Here is a 17,371-nt window from a genome sequence, read left to right on the forward strand (position 1 = left end):
ACGCTCTCGTTCTCGGCCACGGCATCAATCCTCGTCCTGTCCGGGATGGGCGGGCTACTCGACATCCAGCGGCGCGACGCCCTCGGCGCGGCCATCGGGCCCGAGCGTGATCCGCTGGATGCGGGCCTCGGCCCGCTTGAGCAACTGCTCGCAGTGCCGCTTCAGCATCTCGCCGCGCTCGTAGATCGCGACGGATTCGTCCAGCGGAACGTCCCCCCGCTCAAGGCGGCGCACGATCTCCTCGAGCTGCTCAAGAGCCTTCTCGAAGGGCAGATCGGGCGCGGCCGGGGCCGTATCGGAGCGAGCTGCGTTCATCCCTATGGGGTTCCTTTGGACCGGTTCTAGGGCGGAGGATGCGTCCGGGACAACCCGGCGGCCCGCCGCGGGCGTGCGTGGCCCACCGCTTTCGCGCGGCCTGACGTGCTGGGGCAACACCCGCAACGGTGGTATGGTACGACCCGCTACGCGATCCGGGTCGCGGGTTCGTGCCCTCTACACCGCGAACTGGAATGGCGTCCCCTCGAAGGCCTCGGCGCCGCGACCGATGGCGGCGATCGCCGCGACCATGCGTCCGTCGCGCCCAAGGATCCGGTCGGCCAGCGCCACGAAGCGCGTGTTCGGCGTGGCGGAGGGCGAGGCGGCGCGCAGCGCCCGGGCGACCTCGGCCTCGTCGCGCTCGGGCCGCAGCGCGCAGGCCGCAATATAGGCCGCCGCTGTCGAGCGGCTGATCCCCGCGTAGCAGTGGATGATCAGCGGTCGCTCCCTGGGCCAGGCGCGCACGAAGGCGATGATGCGCTCCACATGGGTGTCGTCGGCCAGCACGTGGCCGTCCATAGCTGCCGCGATGTCGCTGACCGCGATCACGGCGCGGCACTCGGCCGGTACCGAATGCGGCAGGTCGGGCGCGTTGCCGGAGGTGAGCAGGCTGAGGACGTGGCCGGCGCCCGTGGCCGCGACGGTCTCGGGCAGGCGCGCGAGGGAGCAGACGTGGAGGGTCGGCATCAGGTCTATCCGGCGAGCGCTTCGAAGCGGGCGATGTAGCGGTCCTGGGCACGGGCGGTCGGCCAGGGCTTGGAGAGCGCCAGAACCGCCTCGGGCAGGGCCTCGGCCCGGCCGAAATAGCGCGCTGCCTCCTCCGCCGTGAAGCCCGCGAGGCGTACCGCCTCGACATGGGCGGCGATCCGGTCGGCGCGCTTGACGAGCCGGGACAGGGCCGGGTCCGGCGCATCGAGGCCGAAGCGGCGTCGGATCGCGGCGAGCAGGCGCCGCTCCACGCCCTTGTAGGCGTCGCCGATCGCGGCTTTCAGCGGCGAGATGATGTCGCCGACCACGTATTCGGGCGCGTCGTGGATCAGGAACTCCAGGCCCTGCGGCCCGGTGCAGTCCGGCCGCAGGTGCAGCCCGATCGCCTCGACCAGAAGGGAGTGCTGGGCCACCGAGAAGACGTGCTCGCCCGCCGTCTGCCCGTTCCAGCGCGCGACGCGGGCGAGGCCGTGGGCGATGTCGGCGAGCTCGATATCGTGGGGGGAGGGGTTGAGCAGGTCGAGGCGGCGGCCGGACAGCATGCGCTGCCACGCGCGCGGGGCAGGGGGGCTCACGCGCGCCCTCCGAGCGCCGCGCAAGGGGCGTGCCTGTGGCAGCCGACGAGGTGATCGTTGACGAGCCCCGTCGCCTGCATGAAGGCGTACACGATGGTCGGCCCGCAGAAGCCGAACCCTTCGGCCTTCAGTGCCTTGCTGACCTGCCGCGACAGCGGCGTTTCCGGCACGATCTCGGCGCGCGTGCGCGCCGTGCCCTGGAGCGGCGCGCCGTCCACGAAGTCCCAGAGGAAGCGCGAGAAGCCGGGGCCGCGCTCCTCGATCGCGAGCCACGCACGGGCACCCCGGATCGTCGCCTCGATCTTGGCGCGGTTGCGGATGATGCGGGAATCACCCATCAGCCGCTCGACATCTCCTTGCGTGAAGCGGGCCACACGCTCCGGCTCGAACCCTGCGAAGGCCGTGCGAAAGCCCTCGCGGCGGCGCAGGATGGTGATCCAGGAGAGGCCGGCCTGGAAGCCGTCGAGGATCAGCTTCTCGTAGAGCGCCCGGCCGTCGCGCTCGGGCACGCCCCACTCGGTGTCGTGGTAGGCCATGTAGAACGGGTCTTGCCCCGGCCACCAGCAGCGGGCGCAGCCGTCGGGATGGTCGATGAGGCCGGTCTCGGACATCGGGCTGGTCTAGCGAGAACAAGAGCGGAACGCTACGGGTCGGGCATGGGCGACGACCGGTGTATTGGTTGTCGCGAAGGGCCTCGGCGCCTTCCTTAGGCGGCCGGCGCGCCCGCCGCCTCCGGCATGGCGAAGCCCGCATAGGGCGGGCGTTCCAGTGCGACCGGCCGGTCCACGGCCCGCAGAGTCTCGCCCGCGGCGAGCGCGTCGCCAAGGCGATCGAGGCGCACGGTCGCGAGGCCCCGGTCGCCCGCCATGCTCCCCGTGGTGCCCAGGACCTTTCCGCCCGCGGTGATCTCCGTGCCGGGCGCCGCGGCGGCGCCTTCGGGATAGTGTGCGGCGAGGATGCGGGTGCGGGCGGTGCCGCGGTGCTGCATGCGCGACACCACCTCCTGGCCGACGTAGCACCCCTTTTTGAAGTCCACACCGCCGAGCTGGTCCATCAACGCCTCGTGCGGGAAGGCGTCACTGAAGGCGAAGTCCCGGCCGCCCTCCGGCACCGCCAGGGCGATGCGGTGGGCGTGGTAGTCCTCCGGCGACGCGTCCGCCGAGAACGCGCCCTCCGCCGCGTAGAGCCGGGCGCCCAGGCCGGGAGCGCGGTTGTCCTCGACGCGCGCGACATCGGCGGCGGTCGTGGCGCCGTCCCAGGCGACGGCGACCGCCACCGTCGGGTCGGCGGCGATCTCGGCCTTAGCGCGCAGCCGGTAGAGGCTCAGCCGCTTGGCGAGTGCCGACGCCTGCTCGGCGGCCACGTCGAGCCGGAAGCCGGCGTCCGAACGCGAGATCAGGAAGTCGAACAGGATCTTGCCCTGCGGCGTCAGCAGGGCGCCAAGGCGCGCCTCGCCCTCGGGCAAAGTGGCGACGTTGCAGGTGAGCACGCCCTGGAGCAGGTCCGTCGCGTCCGGGCCCGTCACGGTGAGCAGGGCACGGTCGGGGAGAAGGGCGATCGGCATGGATCCTCCATCGCTGCCGCGGGGCTGGCACGCGGCGCGCGCCTGACATAAGCCCCTGCCGTGACAGCCTCAACCGCTCGGGAGTCCCTGATGGAGCAGCCCTTCGATCTCGTCCTCGCCGGGGGCACCGTGGTCAACCACGACGGTGAGCACCGGGCCGATATCGGCATCCGGGCCGGTCGCGTCGCCGAGATCGGCGATCTGGCCAAGCGGGACGCGGCGGAGCGGCAGGACTGCACCGGCCTCCACCTGCTGCCCGGCGTGATCGACAGCCAGGTGCATTTCCGCGAGCCCGGCCTCGACCACAAGGAAGACCTCGAATCGGGCTCGCACGCCGCCGTGATGGGCGGCGTGACCGCGGTGTTCGAGATGCCGAACACCAACCCGCTCACGACGAGCCGGGAGACGCTCGCCGACAAGGTCGCCCGCGCCCATCACCGCATGCACTGCGACTTCGCCTTCTGGGTCGGCGGCACGCACGAGAACGCGGCCGAGGTGGCCGAGCTGGAGCGCCTGCCGGGCGCGGCCGGCATCAAGGTCTTCGTGGGCTCGTCCACCGGCGCGCTGCTCGTCGAGGACGATGCGGGCGTGCGCGCGATCCTCAAGAACATCCGCCGCCGCGCCGCCTTCCACGCGGAGGACGAGCCGATGCTGCGCGAGCGCAAATCCCTGCGGGTGCCGAACGACCCGTCCTCGCACCCGGTCTGGCGTTCGCCCGAGGCGGCGCTGACGGCGACGCGGCGGCTCGTGGCGCTCGCGCAGGAGACCGGCGCCCGCATCCACATCCTGCACATCTCAACCAAGGAGGAGATGGTCTACCTCGCCGAGCACAAGGACGTGGCGAGCTGCGAGGTGACGCCCCATCACCTGACCCTCGACGGCACCGAGGCCTATGCCCGCCTCGGCACGCTGGTGCAGATGAACCCGCCGGTGCGCGACGCCGAGCACCGGGCCGGGATCTGGCACGGGCTGTCCCAGGGTGTGGCCGACGTGATCGGTTCCGACCACGCGCCGCACACGCTGGAGGAGAAGGCCAAGCCCTACCCGGATTCGCCCTCCGGCATGACCGGCGTGCAGACGCTGGTGCCGATGATGCTCGACCACGTCGCGGCGGGCCGGCTCTCGCTGGCGCGCCTCGTGGACCTGACGAGCGCCGGTCCGAAGCGCCTGTTCGGGATCAGTCGCAAGGGCCGGCTTGCCGTCGGCTACGATGCCGACGTGACGGTGGTGGACCTGAAGCGCCGCGAGACCATCCGCAATGAGTGGATCGCCTCGAAATGCGGCTGGACGCCCTATGACGGCGTCACGGTCACTGGCTGGCCGGTCGGCACCGTTGTGCGCGGCAACCGCGTGATGTGGGAAGGTCAACTCACCGCGCCGTCGCGCGGCGAGGCCGTGGTCTTCGAGGAGGCGCTGGCGGCGGGCTGAGTCCCGCCGTTCTCCCTCCCCCGCGGGGGGAGGGAGGCGTCGCGCGTCACGCCCGCTCGGCGTGCTCGCGGGTCACGAAGGCGATGCGCACGAGGTTCGTGGCCCCCGGCGTCCCGAACGGCACGCCCGCCACCACGATCACCCGATCGCCGACATCCGCGAAGCGCTCGCGCACCGCGAACTTGCAGGCGCGCGAGGCCATGTCGTCGACGTCGGAAGCGTCCTTCGTCACGATCGGATGCGTGCCCCAGGCCATGGCGAGGCGCCGCGCCGTCTCCCGCTTCGGGGTGAGCGCGATCACGGTGGCGTTCGGGCGCTCGCGCGAGAGGCGGAGCGCCGTCGAGCCCGAATGCGTCCAGGCCATGATGGCACTGAGATCGAGCGCGTCGACCATCTGATGGGCGGCGGCCGCGATCGCGTCGGCGGCGGTGTGGTCGGGCTTCGAGGCCTGTGCCCGGATGATCGACCAGTAGAGCACGTCGCGCTCCACCTGCTCGGCGATCCGGCTCATCGTGGTGATCGCCTCGACCGGGAAGGCGCCGGAGGCGCTCTCGGCCGAGAGCATCACGGCGTCCGCGCCCTCGTAGACGGCTGTCGCCACGTCCGAGACCTCGGCGCGGGTCGGCACCGGCGCGGTGATCATCGATTCGAGCATCTGGGTCGCGACGACCACCGGCTTGCCGAGCCGGCGCGAGGCCCGGGTGATGCGCTTCTGCACCCCCGGCACCTGCTCCAGGGGCATCTCGACGCCGAGATCGCCGCGAGCCACCATCAGGCCGTCGGAGATCTCGATGATCTCCTCCAGCCGCGAGAGCGCCTGCGGCTTCTCGATCTTGGCCATCACCAGGGCACGGCCGGCCGCGACCTTCTTCACCTCTGCCACGTCCTCCGGCCGCTGCACGAAGGAGACCGCGATCCAGTCGGCGCCGGCATTGAGCCCTGCCTCCAGATCGGAGCGGTCCTTGTCCGTCATCGCGGGGAGCGGAATCACCGTATGGGGCAGCGACACGCCCTTGCGGTTGGAGACGCGCCCGCCGACCTCGACCCGGGTGACGGCTCGGCCCTCGCCGACCTCGGTCACGGTGAGGCGCAGCTTGCCGTCATCGACCAGGATGGCGTGGCCGGGCTCCAGCGCCTGCAGGATCTCCGGATGGGGCAGGTGGACACGCTCAGAGTTGCCGGGCGTCGGGTCCGCGTCGAGCACGAAGGTGGCGCCGTTCTCGATCATCGCGGCGCCCTCCGCGAAGGTGCCGAGCCTGAGCTTCGGCCCCTGGAGGTCGACCAGGATCGCGATCGGACGCTTCGCCTCGCGCTCCACGGCACGGATCACCTCGACCTTCTCGGGCAGCTTCTCGCGCGGGAGATGGCTCATGTTGAGCCGGAAGACGTCGGCGCCCGCGTGGAAGAGCTTCGCGATCATCTCGGGGGTGTCGGAGGCCGGCCCGAGGGTGGCGACGATCTTCGTGCGGCGCGAGCGTTTCAACAGGGGCCTCCGGTCTCTCATGTCCGGCGGCCGCTCTCTCGATCCGGCGGCCTGATCCGGCATCGCGGCCAATGACCCCGGGTCCGGCGCCGCGTCAAGGCTCGGCGAAGGTTTCGCCGATGTTTGGGGACGGGGAAGGACCTATCCTCGGGCCTCACAAGCCTGGATCGGAAGATCAGCCGGCTGAAGGCGACGTATTATACCGCAACGCAAAATGCTCGCGCGCGCTCGATGCGGTGCAATATAGGGTGGGTAACATGTCCGAACGCCCCGCCGGTCAGTTCGGCAGCCTGGCCCCGGCGGTCGGATGACGCGGCGCGATGCGGGGGCGCCGAGGGCAGGGATAGGCCGCGAGGCCGAGCAGCATCCGTGCGCCGGCGATCGCCGCCAGGGTCTCCGGAGCCGCACCGTCCCAGCGCGCCGCGTATTCGAGCCGGTCGAGCCGTTCCGCGGCGTGCTCCGCCGCCTTGCGATCGTGGCCCGGCGGCGCCTCGGCGAGCAAGGATAGCAGGGTATCGAGAACGGGGCTGACCGGTTCGACGGGCGGCATCCTGCCAATCTCCGCTGCGGCTTGCGTCACGCTTAGCGGATCGACGATTCCCGCGCCGCATCAAACGTTAAGCTTAACTGGAGCGCGCCGGGCGCGGGGAAAGCGCGGCGCTACGCCCTATCTGACCGCCGAGAGGTCGGAGCACTCAATCCGGCCCGACGCGTCGCGAGCGGGAGGAACCGATGCAGCACACCACGATCGAGCCGCGCCCGCCGGAACTCCTCGCGCCCTGGCGAACGGATCGGCGCGCGGCCATCCAGGCGGAGGCGCGCACCTTCGCCCGCGACGTGGTGCTGCCGCTCGCCGACGAGCTCGATCCCCGCAAGGGCGAGATGCCGCGCGCGCTCATCGACCAGATGGCGGAGCGGGGCTGGTTCGGCATCACGATCCCGGCCGAGCACGGCGGGATGGGGCTCGGCGTGTTCGAGTACTGCCTCGTATCCGAGGAACTTGCCCGCGCCTGGCTGTCGGTCGGCAGCATCCTGGCGCGCGGGCAGGGGCTCGGTACCCAGACGATCGACGACGCGCGCCGGCTGGACCTGCTCGCCAAGTCCGCGCGGGGGCAGTGGATCGGCAGCATCTCGCTCTCAGAGCCGACGGCGGGCTCAGATCTGGCCGGCGTGCAGACCCGGGCGGTGCGGGAGGGGGACAGCTGGGTCCTGACCGGCACCAAGCGGTGGGCCGGCTTCGCGCTGGCGGCCGACTTCATCGAGGTCCTGGCCCGCACCCGTGACCCGGAGCCGGGGGAACCGCGCTCGGCGGGCCTCGAGCCCTTCCTGGTGGTCAAGCGTCCCGGCACCTTCCCGGAGGGCATGACGGGCCGGGCGATCGACAAGGTCGGCTATCATGGTTTCCAGACCTACCAGCTCGAGCTCGACGGCGTGCGCGTGCCCGAGAGCGACCGGCTCACCGGGCTCTACGGCGACGTTGGCGCGGACGCCGATTCCGGCGGCTTCGCCGCCGTGCAGCGGGGTCTCAACATCGCCCGCGTCCACACGGCGGCCCGGGCGGTCGGCGTCGCCCGCGCGGCGGTGGAGGACACGCAGGCCTACCTGCAGGAGCGGGAGCAGTTCGGGCACCCGATCGCCGAGTTCCAGGCCCTGCGCTTCGCGCTGGCCGACATGGCGGCGGAGGTCGCGCAGGCGCGCGCCTTCTGGTGCCAGGTCGCCCACCTTCTCGATCAGGGCGAGCCCGCCGAGAGCGAATCCGCGATGGTGAAGCTGCTCGCCACCGAGATGGCAGTGCGGGTGACGAACCAGGCGATGCAGCTTCACGGCGGCAACGGCTACACCACAGAGCGGCGCGTGGAGCGCTACTGGCGCGATGCCCGCCTCACCACGATCTTCGAGGGCACGAGCGAGATCCAGCGCCGCATCATCAGCGACCGGATGCTGCCTCGGGCCTGAGGCGTGCTTGGCCGCGTCCTCGGGCCGCCGCGCGCGGGCTCGGCTCGCGCAGGGCATCGCGGAAGCCGCGCACCTGCTGCTCGATCGCGCGGCTCGGACGCCCGAGGCTGTCGGACACGGTGAGCATCGAACCCGCCGCGCCCTTAGTGTTGTCGGCGCCCTCAGGGCGTCCCGAGGCGGGTGCCGAAGCGCTCCACCAGGCGGCGTCCGACCTCGTCCTTGCCGAGCGTCGGCCAGGTTTCCAGCGAGCCATCGCGTCCCAGGAGGTGGACGGTGTTCGACGCGCCGCCCATGACGCCGCCCGCGGGCGAGACGTCGTTGGCGACCAGCAGGTCGCAGCCCTTCCGGGCGAGCTTGGCCCGGGCGTGATCGAGCACCCGATCGGTCTCGGCCGCGAAGCCGACGACGAGGCGCGGCCGCCCCTCCGCCATCGCCGAGACGGTGGCCAGGATGTCGGGGTTCTCGACAAGGGCGAGGGATGGCGGCGCGGATCCGTCCTTCTTGATCTTGCTCGCCTGCTCGGCGGCCGGGCGCCAGTCCCCCACCGCGGCCGCGAACACCGCGAGGTCGGCGGGAAGCGCGGCGCGCACCGCGTCCAGCATCTCCCGCGCGGTCTCGACGCGCACCACCCGGACGCCCGCCGGATCGGGGATCGCGACCGGCCCGGAGACCAGGGTGACCTCGGCGCCCGCAGCAGCAGCGGCCGCCGCGATGGCATGGCCCTGGCGACCTGACGAGCGGTTGGCGAGATAGCGCACCGGGTCGATCGGCTCGTGAGTGGGGCCCGAAGTCACGAGCACGCGCCGCCCGGCGAGCGGACCAGGCGCGGCGCCGAGCATCGCCTCCACCGCGTCAGCGATCTCGTTGGGCTCGGCCATCCGGCCAGGGCCCGTCTCATTCTCGGCCATGCGGCCGTCGTTCGGGCCGACCACGCGCACGCCGTCGCCGATGAGCGTCGCGAGATTCCGCCGCGTCGCCGGGTGCTGCCACATGCGCACGTTCATGGCCGGCGCGATCAGGATCGGCAGAGTGGTGGCGAGCAGCACGGTGGCGGCGAGGTCCGGCGTCTGGCCGGTCGCCATCCGGGCCATCAGGTTGGCTGTGGCGGGCGCCACCACTACGGCGTCGGCCCGGCGCGCCAGCTTGATATGGCCGATATCGGCCTCCTCCGCCCTGTCGAACAGCTCCGTATGGGCCCGCTCGCCGGCGAGCGCGGCGGCCGCGAGCGGCGTGACGAATTCCTGCGCGCCGGCCGTCAGCACCGGGCAGACGCGCGCACCCCGCTCGCGCAGGCGCCGGATCAGGTCCAGCGCCTTGTAGGCCGCGATGCCCCCGCCGATGACGAGAAGGATGCGGCGGTCGGCGAGCGGCAGGGTCATGGAAGGGACTTCTACCGGAAGGCCAGGACCAGCGCACCGATCGCGATGCCCCAGAGCGCGAGGGTCTGGAGGACAGCCCGGCGGCGCTCGTTGCGGGCGAAGCGCTCGATCCGCTGCGCGTTGCCCGCGCCCGACTCGTCGAGGCGCACCACCACGCGCTTCAGGCGCTGGGCTAGGTCGGGGATGTCGGCGACCACGTCCGCGATGGTGCGTAGCGCGTCCGCCCCCTGTTCGAGCCGCCCGACAGGTCCGAGGTTGCGCGCGATCCAGGTGCGCACCACCGGCTCGGCGGTGGTCCACATGTCGAGGCGTGGGTCGAGCGAGCGGGCGACGCCCTCGACCACCACCATGGTCTTCTGCAGCATCACCAGTTCGGTCCGCGTGCTCATGTCGAAGAGCGCGGTGACGTCGAACAGGAGGGTCAGCACCTTGGCCATCGAGATCTCGTCGGCCCGGCGCTGGTGGATCGGCTCGCCGATCGCCCGGATCGCCTGCGCGAAATCATCCACCGAGTGGTGCGCGGGCACGTAGCCCGCCTCGAAATGCACCTGCGCGACCCGGCGGTAGTCGCGCATGATGAAGCCGAGCAGGATCTCGGCGAGGAAGCGCCGCTCGTTGCGCCCGAGCCGGCCCATGATGCCGAAATCGACCGCGACCAGCTTGCCGGCCGGGTCCACGAACAGGTTTCCCTGGTGCATGTCCGCGTGGAAGAAGCCGTCGCGGATGGCGTGGCGCAGGAAGCTCTGGATCACCGCGCGGCCGACCGCCTCTGGGTCGAGCCCCGCCGCCACGATCTCGGCCTTGCTGTGGAGCTTCGTCCCGTCGATCCACTCGGAGGAGAGCACGTCGCGCGCCGTCAGCTGCCATTCGGGCCGGGGCACGCGGAAATCGGGGTCGTCCTTCGTGTTCTCGGCAAGCTCCGAGGCCGCCGCCGCCTCGAGACGGAAATCCATCTCCATCATCACCGAGCGGGCGAGGATCTCCACGACCTCGCGCGGGCGAAGCCGCTCGGCCTGGGGCGAGAGCGCGTGCACCACACGGGCGATGAAGCGCATCACCTGCAGGTCGCGCTGGAAGCGCTCGCGCACGCCCGGCCGCATGATCTTGACGGCGAGCGCCCGCTGCGTGCCGTCCGCGTCCTGTACCACCGCCTTGTGGACCTGGGCGATGGAGGCCGCGGCGATCGGGGCGCTGAAGGTGACGAACAGCGCCCCGATCGGCTTGCCGAAGGCGGCCTCCACCACCTTCACCGCGGTCGCTTGCGGGAAGGGCGGCACCCGATCCTGCAGCTTCTCCAGATCGCGGGCGGCGGCCATGCCGACGATGTCGGGCCGCGTCGCCAGGAACTGGCCGAACTTGACGTAGGAGGGGCCCAGCCGCGTCATCGCCGCCGAGAGCCGGGCCGCGCCGTCGCCCAGACCGGGCCGCTCCAGCGAGCGGCCCACTCTCAGCGCCAGCCGCAGATGCGGAGGCAGCTCGGCGGGATCGACGAAGGAGAGGGCCCCCTCGCGCGCGAGCACGAAACCGACATGGGCGCCGCGCGCCAGGTGGAAGACCGCGCCGAGCACCGATCAGCCTTTCCGGCCGCGCCGCGGCGCGCTCACGAGACCTTCCAGCCGGAATGGATGGCGACGATGCCGCCGGAGAGCGGCCGGTCGGTGACGTGGCGGAAGCCCGCCTGCTCGATCAGTCCGGCGAAGGCGCCCCGCGTCGGGAACTTGCGAATCGACTCGACGAGGTAGCGGTAGGACTCGGCATCGCCCGCCACCCGTGCGCCGATGCGGGGGATCACGTGGAAGGAGTAGGCGTCGTAGATCCTGTCGAGCACCGGCAGGTCGACCTGGGAGAACTCCAAGCACAGGAAGCGGCCGCCGGGCTTCAGCACGCGCCGGGCCTCAGCGAGCGCCAGATCGATGCGCGGCACATTCCGGATGCCGAAGGCGATCGTGTAGGCGTCGAAGGTGGCGTCGGGCAGCGGCAGGCTCTCGGCGTTGCCGGTGACGAAATCGATGCGCCCCGCGAAGCGCTCGGGCGCGCGCTCGGCACCGACGCGCAGCATCGACTCGTTGATGTCGAGCACCGTGACCTCGGTGCGCTGGCCGCCCGCGTCGAGAACCCGGAAGGCGACGTCGCCGGTGCCGCCCGCCACGTCGAGATGGCGGAAGGGCCGCCCCTTGGGCGGGCGCAGCATCGAGACGAGCTGCGCCTTCCAGGCCCGGTGCAGGCCCGCCGACATCAGGTCGTTCATCAGGTCGTAGCGCCGCGCGACCGAGTGGAAGACGGCGTCCACCCGACCCTGCTTCTGCCCGAGCGCCACGCGCTCGTAGCCGAAATCGGTGGTGTCGTCGGTCGTCTCGCCCCGCGCCCGATCCTCGCCCGTCATGCTCCACCCGTGCTCGCCTGAACGCGCCTCATAGCGAAGGCGGGCGCGATCCGCCATGCGTCGAAAACCCGGGTCCACCGGTCGCGGGGCCAGCGGGATTGTGCGGCACGCGCCGGGGACCGATATCGGCGGCCGATCCCGCGCGCGTCATCCGAAGAGACTCCGAAGAGACAATGCCCGAACTTCCCGAGGTCGAGACCGTGCGCCGGGGCCTCACGCCCGCGATGGTCGGCGCCCGCTTCGCCCGCGTCACCCTGCGGCGGCCGAACCTGCGCTTTCCCTTCCCCGAGCGCTTCGCCGAGCGGCTGGAGGGGCGCACCGTGACGGATCTGGCACGCCGGGCGAAGTACCTCACGGCGCATCTCGACTCGGGCGAGACGCTGGTGATGCATCTCGGCATGAGCGGCCGCTTCGACGTGGCCATGCCGGATGGGCGCAACCTCTCGCCGGGCGACTTCTACCTCGAAGGCGCACAGGGCGTGCCCAAGCACGACCACGTCGTGATGGCGATGGCGACGGGAGCCACCGTCACCTACAACGACGTGCGCCGCTTCGGCTTCATGGATCTGGTCCCGACGGCGGATCTGGCCGCGTCGCGCCACTTCGCCGGCATGGGCATCGAGCCGCTCGAGCCCGGCCTGGACGGCGCGGTGATCGCGCGCCTCTTCCGCAACAAGTTCACGCCCCTGAAGGCGGCGCTGCTCGATCAGCGGCTGATCGCCGGTCTCGGCAACATCTACGTCTGCGAGGCGCTGCACCGGGCGGGCCTCCACCCAGAGACGCCGGCCGGGCTTCTGGCGAAGGCCGATGGGAAGCCGACACGGAGTGCCACGCTCCTCGCCCGCACCATCCGCGAGGTCCTGACCGAGGCGGTGGCGGCGGGCGGCTCCACCTTGCGCGACTACGCCCACACGGACGGGAGCGCGGGCGCCTTCCAGCACGCCTTCCGGGTCTACGACCGCTTCGGCGAGCCCTGCCGTGCGCCGGGTTGCGGCGGTACGGTCGCGCGCATCGTGCAGTCCGGCCGCTCGACCTTCTTTTGCGCGACGTGCCAGCCCACGACGCGGGCCTGACAGGCCGGCTCTCAGTTGAACAGAGAGCCGACCCCGCCCTGCACGCGGCCGAGACCCTGCTTGGCGACCGGGTTGTTCGGGTCGATGCCGGCGGCGCGCTGGTAGTTCTCCAGAGCCTCCTTGCGGCGGTTCGACTTCTCGTAGGCCAGCCCACGATAGGCCCAGGAGGTCGCGTCCTTGTTGTTGACGTTGAGCGCCGCGTTGTAGTCCTCGATCGCCTTGTCGTACTGGTTCGTGGCGATCAGGCTCTGGCCCCGGGCTGCGTAGGGTGCCGAGACGAAGGGGTTCCGGTCGATGGCCGCGTCGAAATCGGCGATGGCCTGGGTGTTCTGGCCCTGCTTCTGCCGCACGAGGCCGCGGGCATGGTAGGCCTCGGCCGATTCCGGCATCAGGCGGATCGCCACGTTGAGGTCGGCGAGCGCGCCGTCGAGATCTCCTTGCGCGCGCAGCACGTTGGCGCGGCCGATATAGGCGGGGCCGTAGTTCGGATCGGCGTTGATCGCCTTGCCGAAATCCTGGAGCGCCGCGTCGTTGCGGCCGGTCTGGCGCAGCGCCAGCGCCCGGTTGTTGTAGGCCGAGCCCGAGTTCGGGTCGATCTGCACCGCCTTGGTGAAGTCGGCGATGGCCTCGCTGAACTGGCCGGCGCGGGCATAGGCCGCGCCGCGGGTGTTGTAGGCCGCAGCGTCGTTCGGGTTGCGCTGCACCACCTCGGTCAGGGAGGCGATGTTCGTCGTGGTCGCGCCCGTGGTGTCGGTCTCCAGCACCGCGAATTGCCGCGGGGCGGTGGCCACGCTGCCCATCGTCTCGCAACCTGCGAGCGCGACGGTCGCCACCAGGGCCGACCCGATCAGCGCCGTCCGCGACGCCCGCACGCTCATTGACCTCATCACCCGCTCCCCTCGGGGCACGATCCGCACTCGTCCCCTCAAAACCCTGTCCGCAGCGTCGATACGCCGACGCTCGCTCCGGTCGGCAATCCCGCTGGACCGGACGGACGGCGGGACAATCGCGCGGCGCGGTGAACGCGCGCTTAAGACCGGGCGACGAAGTCCCTGGAAGCCAGAGGATGTGGCGAAGGTAAGGCCCGCGGTCCTGACGGCGACCGCGGAGCGTGTCCGGCCCCCACGCGGGAGTTCGACTGTGTTCCCGGGGACTCAGTCCGCCCGGGGCAGGAGCCGCGTGACGTGGCCCATCTTGCGGCCGGCGCGGGCCTCGCCCTTGCCGTAGAGGTGTAGGTGCGCGCCGGGCTCGGCGAGGATCGCCTGCCAGTCGCCGGCCTCCCGGCCGATCAGATTGCGCATCTCGACTGCGAGGCCGCCGGTGCGGGCGGCCTCGCCGAGCGGCCAGCCGCAGACCGCACGCACGTGCTGGGCGAACTGCGAGGTCAGCGCGCCCTCGATCGTCCAATGTCCGGAATTGTGCACCCGGGGCGCGATCTCGTTGACGATCAGGCGCTCGCCGGCCTCATCGCGCACGAGGAACATCTCGACCGCCAGCACGCCGACGTAGTCGAGTGCCTCGGCGATCCGCCGGGCGATCTCGACGGCGGCCTCCGCTGTCTCGGGGGCGAGGCCCGGCACCGGCACCTGCGTGAGCGCCAGGATGTGGTCGCGGTGCTCGTTCTGGCAGAGGTCGAAGGCCGCGAAGCTACCGTCCTGACCGCGCGCCGCCACAACCGAGACCTCGCACTCGAAGGGCACGAACCCTTCGAGGATCAGCGGCGCGCCGCCGAACTCGGCGAAGATCGCGTTGCGGTCGCCCTCAGCAGCGGTGCGGATGATGCGCTGGCCCTTGCCGTCGTAGCCGAAGCGGCGGGTCTTCAGTACCGCCGGCAGGCCGATGGCGTCGAGCGCCCGGGCGAGGTCGTCGGGCGTGTCGACCTGCCGGAACGGGGCCGTCGGGATGCCGAGCCCGTTGATGAAGCTCTTCTCCGAGAGCCGGTCCTGCGTGGTCGAGAGCGCGTCGGCGCTCGGGTGCAGCGGCGCGTGGCGGGCCAGCAGGTCGGCGGTCTCGCGCGGGATGTTCTCGAACTCGTAGGTGATCGCCTCGACGCTCTGGGCGAAGCGGGTCAGCGCCTCGCCGTCGTCGTAGGCCGCGCAGGTCGCCGCGGCCGCGACGTCGAAAGCCGGAGAATCGGCGTCGGGCGCGAAGACGTGGACCTTGAGGCCGTAATTCGCCGCCGCGAGCGCGATCATCCGCCCGAGCTGACCGCCGCCGACGATGCCGAGAGTGGAGCCGGGCGCGAGAGGTTTCGCAGTCACGGGGGTGGTCACGGGGTCTCTGTCTCCGGCCGCTCGGCCACGGCGGCGGTCTGGGCGGCACGCCAGGCGTCGAGGCGAGTGGCCAATTCTGCGTCGGTGAGCGCCAGCACGGCGGCGGCGAGGAGCGCCGCGTTGACGGCGCCCGCACGACCGATGGCGAGCGTGCCGACCGGGATGCCGGCGGGCATCTGCACGATCGACAGGAGGCTGTCCTGGCCCGAGAGCGCCTTCGACTCCACCGGAACCCCGAAGACCGGCAGGCTCGTCATCGCCGCGGCCATGCCGGGCAGATGCGCGGCCCCGCCCGCGCCCGCGATCACCACTCGGAAGCCCGCATCCTTCGCGCCCTTGGCGAAGGCCACGAGCCGGTCCGGCGTGCGGTGGGCGGAGACGATGCGGGCGTCGTAGCGTACGCCCAGCGCGTCTAGGGTTTCGGCGGCGTTGCGCATAGTCGCCCAGTCGGACTGGGAGCCCATGATGATCGCGACGGGTGGCGCTGCCGGATTGCTCACACGCGTGCTCTCGCGTTCGCGCCGGGTTGATGAGCCCGGCCAAAGCCCGCGGTTACAGGCGCGCGCCGCGGCCCGCAAGCCGCGAGCGTCCGCGATCCACGGGCCGATCGGCGGACTCAGGCGATGATGTCGGGGGTGATCTGATCCTCGACGTAGGAGATGCGGTCACGCAGCGTCAGCTTGCGCTTCTTCAGGCGCTGGATCTGAAGCTGATCGGCCACGACGTTACGCTCCAGCGCATCGATCGCGCTGTCGAGGTCGCGGTGCTCCTCCTTCAGGCGGGTGAGCTCCGCCAGAAGGTCCGCCCGGTTGTCGTTCTGGCTCTCTTCGACCGTCTCGACCGTCATTGCCGCCCGTCAGATCCCCCGCATCGCGCCGCGCCCGAGCATGCGTCAGGCATCCCCGCACGGCAACACAATCTCGCACCGCACCCAGGGCCGAACGACGTGGTTTGCCTTCGACAGCCGGCAAAACCTGTGGCAGGTTCGGTGCGTCAGAAACATGACAGGAGATTCGCCTCATGTCGCTGCAGACGCATCTGAACCAACTCACCCGAAAGCACGAAGCCCTCGAGCGTGAGATTCAGGAAGCGATCCACAGGCCCTCGGCAGACGACCTCCACATTGCCGAGCTGAAGCGACGGAAACTCCACCTCAAGGACGAGATAAACCGGCTCCAGGACACGTCCGGCACGATGCACTGAGCCGTTCCCGGCGGATTACGGTACGAGGCGAGCCGCCGCACCGGGATGCCGGTGCGGCGGCTCGCTGCTTGTAGGAGCCGTGCACGTCGCCATGTCGGTAGGGAGCGACGGATCGGGTACGGAGGCGCCAGCCCCCAGCGCCTTCTCGACCGTCACGACCGCGCAGTTGCGGCCGGCGCGTTTGGCCTGATAGAGGGCCTCGTCGGCAATTGCGAAGAACCGACCGGTGTCGAGTGGGCTTCCCGTGGTCCATGAACCGGCCAGGCCGACGCTGATCGTCACGACCGGGCCGGCGCTGTTACGTCCGTGCGGCAGGGCGAGCGCTTCCACGGCGCGGCACAGTCCCTCGCCGATCGCGGGCAGCGCCGCGTGATCGGTACCCACCGCCGCGACGGCGAATTCCTCGCCCCCCATGCGCCCGAGCCGAAGACCGGGTCCACAGCGCGCCGCCATTGCCTCCGCGACGGCCCGGAGGACGTCGTCGCCGCGCGGATGGCCGTAGCTGTCGTTGAACGCCTTGAAGCAGTCGATGTCGATCATCGCCACGCAGACGGGCGTACCTGCTTTCGCGTGGCGCAAGTCCCCGTTGACCATCGCGTCGAAGCCGCGGCGGTTGGCGAGCCCCGTCAGAGGGTCGATCGCGGCGAGCCGTTCGAGCAAATCGCGCTGCTGCGAGATCTGGCGCAGGCGGATCTCCTCACGCAGCAGGGTCAGGAAAGTGCGCCGCCGCTCGTTCTGGAGGCACCAGTTCGCGAATACGCAGACGATAGTCAGCAGGGTGCCGAGCAGGATGTAGGTCGTGACGACGCCCGGGGGCCCGGCGGCCGAGACCGCGGCGCCGGCAACCATGATCGCCGAGATGGCGCAGCACAAGACCGCGGACACGATCGTCCCGACAGGGACCATGTTGATCGAGAAGCCCAGGATGACGAGGTTCCCGCCGAGGTAGACCGCCGCCACGGGCGAGCCTGAACGCGCCATTGCCACCGTGATGGTCAGGCTGCAGAGGAGCGCGGCGATGCAGACGGCCC

At 71.2% G+C, this 17,371-nt stretch carries 19 protein-coding genes; 4 read left to right on the forward strand and 15 right to left on the reverse strand.

Annotation, left to right across the window (positions count from 1 at the left end; all coding sequences use genetic code 11):
• Window positions 1–54: 54 nt before the first annotated feature.
• The 5 genes from MFF54_RS26500 to ygfZ form a co-directional block, all read right to left on the reverse strand.
• Complete coding sequence (locus MFF54_RS26500) at window positions 55–315, reverse strand: exodeoxyribonuclease VII small subunit (protein WP_238307180.1); 261 nt, start codon at window positions 313–315, stop codon at window positions 55–57.
• Window positions 316–492: 177 nt separating this feature from the next.
• A complete protein-coding gene (locus tag MFF54_RS26505) occupies window positions 493–1,002 on the reverse strand; it encodes a tyrosine phosphatase family protein (protein WP_238307181.1) in 510 nt (169 codons plus the stop codon).
• A 5-nt stretch (window positions 1,003–1,007) separates the two neighbouring features.
• Entirely contained in the window at window positions 1,008–1,565 is a 558-nt protein-coding gene (locus tag MFF54_RS26510; protein ID WP_238307196.1) for an HD domain-containing protein, read from the reverse strand.
• A 29-nt stretch (window positions 1,566–1,594) separates the two neighbouring features.
• A complete protein-coding gene (locus tag MFF54_RS26515) occupies window positions 1,595–2,209 on the reverse strand; it encodes a DNA-3-methyladenine glycosylase I (protein ID WP_238307182.1) in 615 nt (204 codons plus the stop codon).
• A gap of 95 nt (window positions 2,210–2,304) precedes the next feature.
• Window positions 2,305–3,162 (reverse strand): CAF17-like 4Fe-4S cluster assembly/insertion protein YgfZ, encoded by an 858-nt coding sequence (gene ygfZ / locus MFF54_RS26520; RefSeq protein WP_238307183.1) that lies wholly within the window; start codon window positions 3,160–3,162, stop codon window positions 2,305–2,307.
• Between the two features lie 90 nt (window positions 3,163–3,252).
• Between ygfZ and MFF54_RS26525 the strand changes: the two genes are divergently transcribed.
• Window positions 3,253–4,590 carry a dihydroorotase gene (locus MFF54_RS26525; RefSeq protein ID WP_238307184.1) on the forward strand — a complete coding sequence of 446 codons (1,338 nt, stop codon included), beginning with the start codon at window positions 3,253–3,255 and terminating at the stop codon, window positions 4,588–4,590.
• Between the two features lie 46 nt (window positions 4,591–4,636).
• Here the strand turns inward: MFF54_RS26525 and pyk are convergent, their stop codons facing one another.
• Complete coding sequence (gene pyk, locus MFF54_RS26530; RefSeq protein WP_238307185.1) at window positions 4,637–6,073, reverse strand: pyruvate kinase; 1,437 nt, start codon at window positions 6,071–6,073, stop codon at window positions 4,637–4,639.
• A gap of 277 nt (window positions 6,074–6,350) precedes the next feature.
• A complete protein-coding gene (locus MFF54_RS26535; RefSeq protein ID WP_238307186.1) occupies window positions 6,351–6,623 on the reverse strand; it encodes a hypothetical protein in 273 nt (90 codons plus the stop codon).
• A 182-nt stretch (window positions 6,624–6,805) separates the two neighbouring features.
• Between MFF54_RS26535 and MFF54_RS26540 the strand changes: the two genes are divergently transcribed.
• Window positions 6,806–8,029, forward strand: coding sequence for an acyl-CoA dehydrogenase family protein (locus tag MFF54_RS26540; RefSeq protein WP_238307187.1), 1,224 nt, complete (start codon window positions 6,806–6,808; stop codon window positions 8,027–8,029).
• 161 nt (window positions 8,030–8,190) lie between these two features.
• Here the strand turns inward: MFF54_RS26540 and coaBC are convergent, their stop codons facing one another.
• From coaBC to ubiE, 3 genes are read right to left on the reverse strand one after another with little or no spacing between them, the layout of a single operon-like run.
• Complete coding sequence (coaBC, locus tag MFF54_RS26545) at window positions 8,191–9,408, reverse strand: bifunctional phosphopantothenoylcysteine decarboxylase/phosphopantothenate--cysteine ligase CoaBC (RefSeq protein ID WP_238307188.1); 1,218 nt, start codon at window positions 9,406–9,408, stop codon at window positions 8,191–8,193.
• Window positions 9,409–9,419: 11 nt separating this feature from the next.
• Window positions 9,420–10,976 carry a 2-polyprenylphenol 6-hydroxylase gene (gene ubiB / locus MFF54_RS26550; protein ID WP_238307189.1) on the reverse strand — a complete coding sequence of 519 codons (1,557 nt, stop codon included), beginning with the start codon at window positions 10,974–10,976 and terminating at the stop codon, window positions 9,420–9,422.
• A gap of 32 nt (window positions 10,977–11,008) precedes the next feature.
• Entirely contained in the window at window positions 11,009–11,791 is a 783-nt protein-coding gene (gene ubiE, locus MFF54_RS26555) for a bifunctional demethylmenaquinone methyltransferase/2-methoxy-6-polyprenyl-1,4-benzoquinol methylase UbiE (protein ID WP_238307190.1), read from the reverse strand.
• Window positions 11,792–11,964: 173 nt separating this feature from the next.
• Here ubiE and mutM point away from each other — a divergent pair, with 173 nt between their 5' ends.
• Window positions 11,965–12,864: a bifunctional DNA-formamidopyrimidine glycosylase/DNA-(apurinic or apyrimidinic site) lyase gene (gene mutM / locus MFF54_RS26560; protein WP_238307191.1), complete on the forward strand. Its 900-nt coding sequence runs from the start codon at window positions 11,965–11,967 to the stop codon at window positions 12,862–12,864.
• 11 nt (window positions 12,865–12,875) lie between these two features.
• Here the strand turns inward: mutM and MFF54_RS26565 are convergent, their stop codons facing one another.
• From MFF54_RS26565 to MFF54_RS26580, 4 genes are all read right to left on the reverse strand, one after another.
• On the reverse strand, window positions 12,876–13,742 hold the full coding sequence (locus MFF54_RS26565) for a tetratricopeptide repeat protein (protein ID WP_238307197.1): 867 nt from the start codon (window positions 13,740–13,742) through the stop codon (window positions 12,876–12,878).
• Between the two features lie 276 nt (window positions 13,743–14,018).
• Entirely contained in the window at window positions 14,019–15,125 is a 1,107-nt protein-coding gene (locus tag MFF54_RS26570; protein WP_370880271.1) for a 5-(carboxyamino)imidazole ribonucleotide synthase, read from the reverse strand.
• Between the two features lie 8 nt (window positions 15,126–15,133).
• The gene (gene purE, locus MFF54_RS26575) at window positions 15,134–15,601 is read right to left on the reverse strand and encodes a 5-(carboxyamino)imidazole ribonucleotide mutase (protein WP_238307198.1); all 468 of its coding nucleotides are present in this window, start codon (window positions 15,599–15,601) and stop codon (window positions 15,134–15,136) included.
• Between the two features lie 152 nt (window positions 15,602–15,753).
• Window positions 15,754–15,984, reverse strand: a complete 231-nt coding sequence (locus MFF54_RS26580) for a YdcH family protein (protein WP_238307193.1) — start codon at window positions 15,982–15,984, stop codon at window positions 15,754–15,756.
• 173 nt (window positions 15,985–16,157) lie between these two features.
• Between MFF54_RS26580 and MFF54_RS26585 the strand changes: the two genes are divergently transcribed.
• Window positions 16,158–16,340, forward strand: coding sequence for a YdcH family protein (locus MFF54_RS26585; protein WP_238307194.1), 183 nt, complete (start codon window positions 16,158–16,160; stop codon window positions 16,338–16,340).
• A 15-nt stretch (window positions 16,341–16,355) separates the two neighbouring features.
• Here MFF54_RS26585 and MFF54_RS26590 read toward each other — a convergent pair.
• The coding region (locus MFF54_RS26590; protein ID WP_238307195.1) for a GGDEF domain-containing protein at window positions 16,356–17,371 on the reverse strand (1,016 nt) is incomplete at its 5' end.

This window comes from Methylobacterium gregans, from assembly GCF_022179245.1.
GTDB lineage: Bacteria > Pseudomonadota > Alphaproteobacteria > Rhizobiales > Beijerinckiaceae > Methylobacterium > Methylobacterium gregans.

What these genes read in the sequence shown, in the direction of transcription:
- mutM (WP_238307191.1), top strand. Translation starts at nt 11,965, where the DNA reads ATGCCCGAACTTCCCGAGGTCGAGACCGTGCGCCGGGGCCTCACGCCC.
- MFF54_RS26505 (WP_238307181.1), bottom strand. Translation starts at nt 1,002, where the DNA reads ATGCCGACCCTCCACGTCTGCTCCCTCGCGCGCCTGCCCGAGACCGTC.
- ubiE (WP_238307190.1), bottom strand. Translation starts at nt 11,791, where the DNA reads ATGACGGGCGAGGATCGGGCGCGGGGCGAGACGACCGACGACACCACC.
- MFF54_RS26580 (WP_238307193.1), bottom strand. Translation starts at nt 15,984, where the DNA reads ATGACGGTCGAGACGGTCGAAGAGAGCCAGAACGACAACCGGGCGGAC.
- MFF54_RS26515 (WP_238307182.1), bottom strand. Translation starts at nt 2,209, where the DNA reads ATGTCCGAGACCGGCCTCATCGACCATCCCGACGGCTGCGCCCGCTGC.
- MFF54_RS26535 (WP_238307186.1), bottom strand. Translation starts at nt 6,623, where the DNA reads ATGCCGCCCGTCGAACCGGTCAGCCCCGTTCTCGATACCCTGCTATCC.
- MFF54_RS26565 (WP_238307197.1), bottom strand. Translation starts at nt 13,742, where the DNA reads ATGAGCGTGCGGGCGTCGCGGACGGCGCTGATCGGGTCGGCCCTGGTG.
- MFF54_RS26540 (WP_238307187.1), top strand. Translation starts at nt 6,806, where the DNA reads ATGCAGCACACCACGATCGAGCCGCGCCCGCCGGAACTCCTCGCGCCC.
- MFF54_RS26500 (WP_238307180.1), bottom strand. Translation starts at nt 315, where the DNA reads ATGAACGCAGCTCGCTCCGATACGGCCCCGGCCGCGCCCGATCTGCCC.
- MFF54_RS26525 (WP_238307184.1), top strand. Translation starts at nt 3,253, where the DNA reads ATGGAGCAGCCCTTCGATCTCGTCCTCGCCGGGGGCACCGTGGTCAAC.
- ygfZ (WP_238307183.1), bottom strand. Translation starts at nt 3,162, where the DNA reads ATGCCGATCGCCCTTCTCCCCGACCGTGCCCTGCTCACCGTGACGGGC.
- coaBC (WP_238307188.1), bottom strand. Translation starts at nt 9,408, where the DNA reads ATGACCCTGCCGCTCGCCGACCGCCGCATCCTTCTCGTCATCGGCGGG.
- purE (WP_238307198.1), bottom strand. Translation starts at nt 15,601, where the DNA reads ATGGGCTCCCAGTCCGACTGGGCGACTATGCGCAACGCCGCCGAAACC.
- MFF54_RS26585 (WP_238307194.1), top strand. Translation starts at nt 16,158, where the DNA reads ATGTCGCTGCAGACGCATCTGAACCAACTCACCCGAAAGCACGAAGCC.
- MFF54_RS26510 (WP_238307196.1), bottom strand. Translation starts at nt 1,565, where the DNA reads ATGCTGTCCGGCCGCCGCCTCGACCTGCTCAACCCCTCCCCCCACGAT.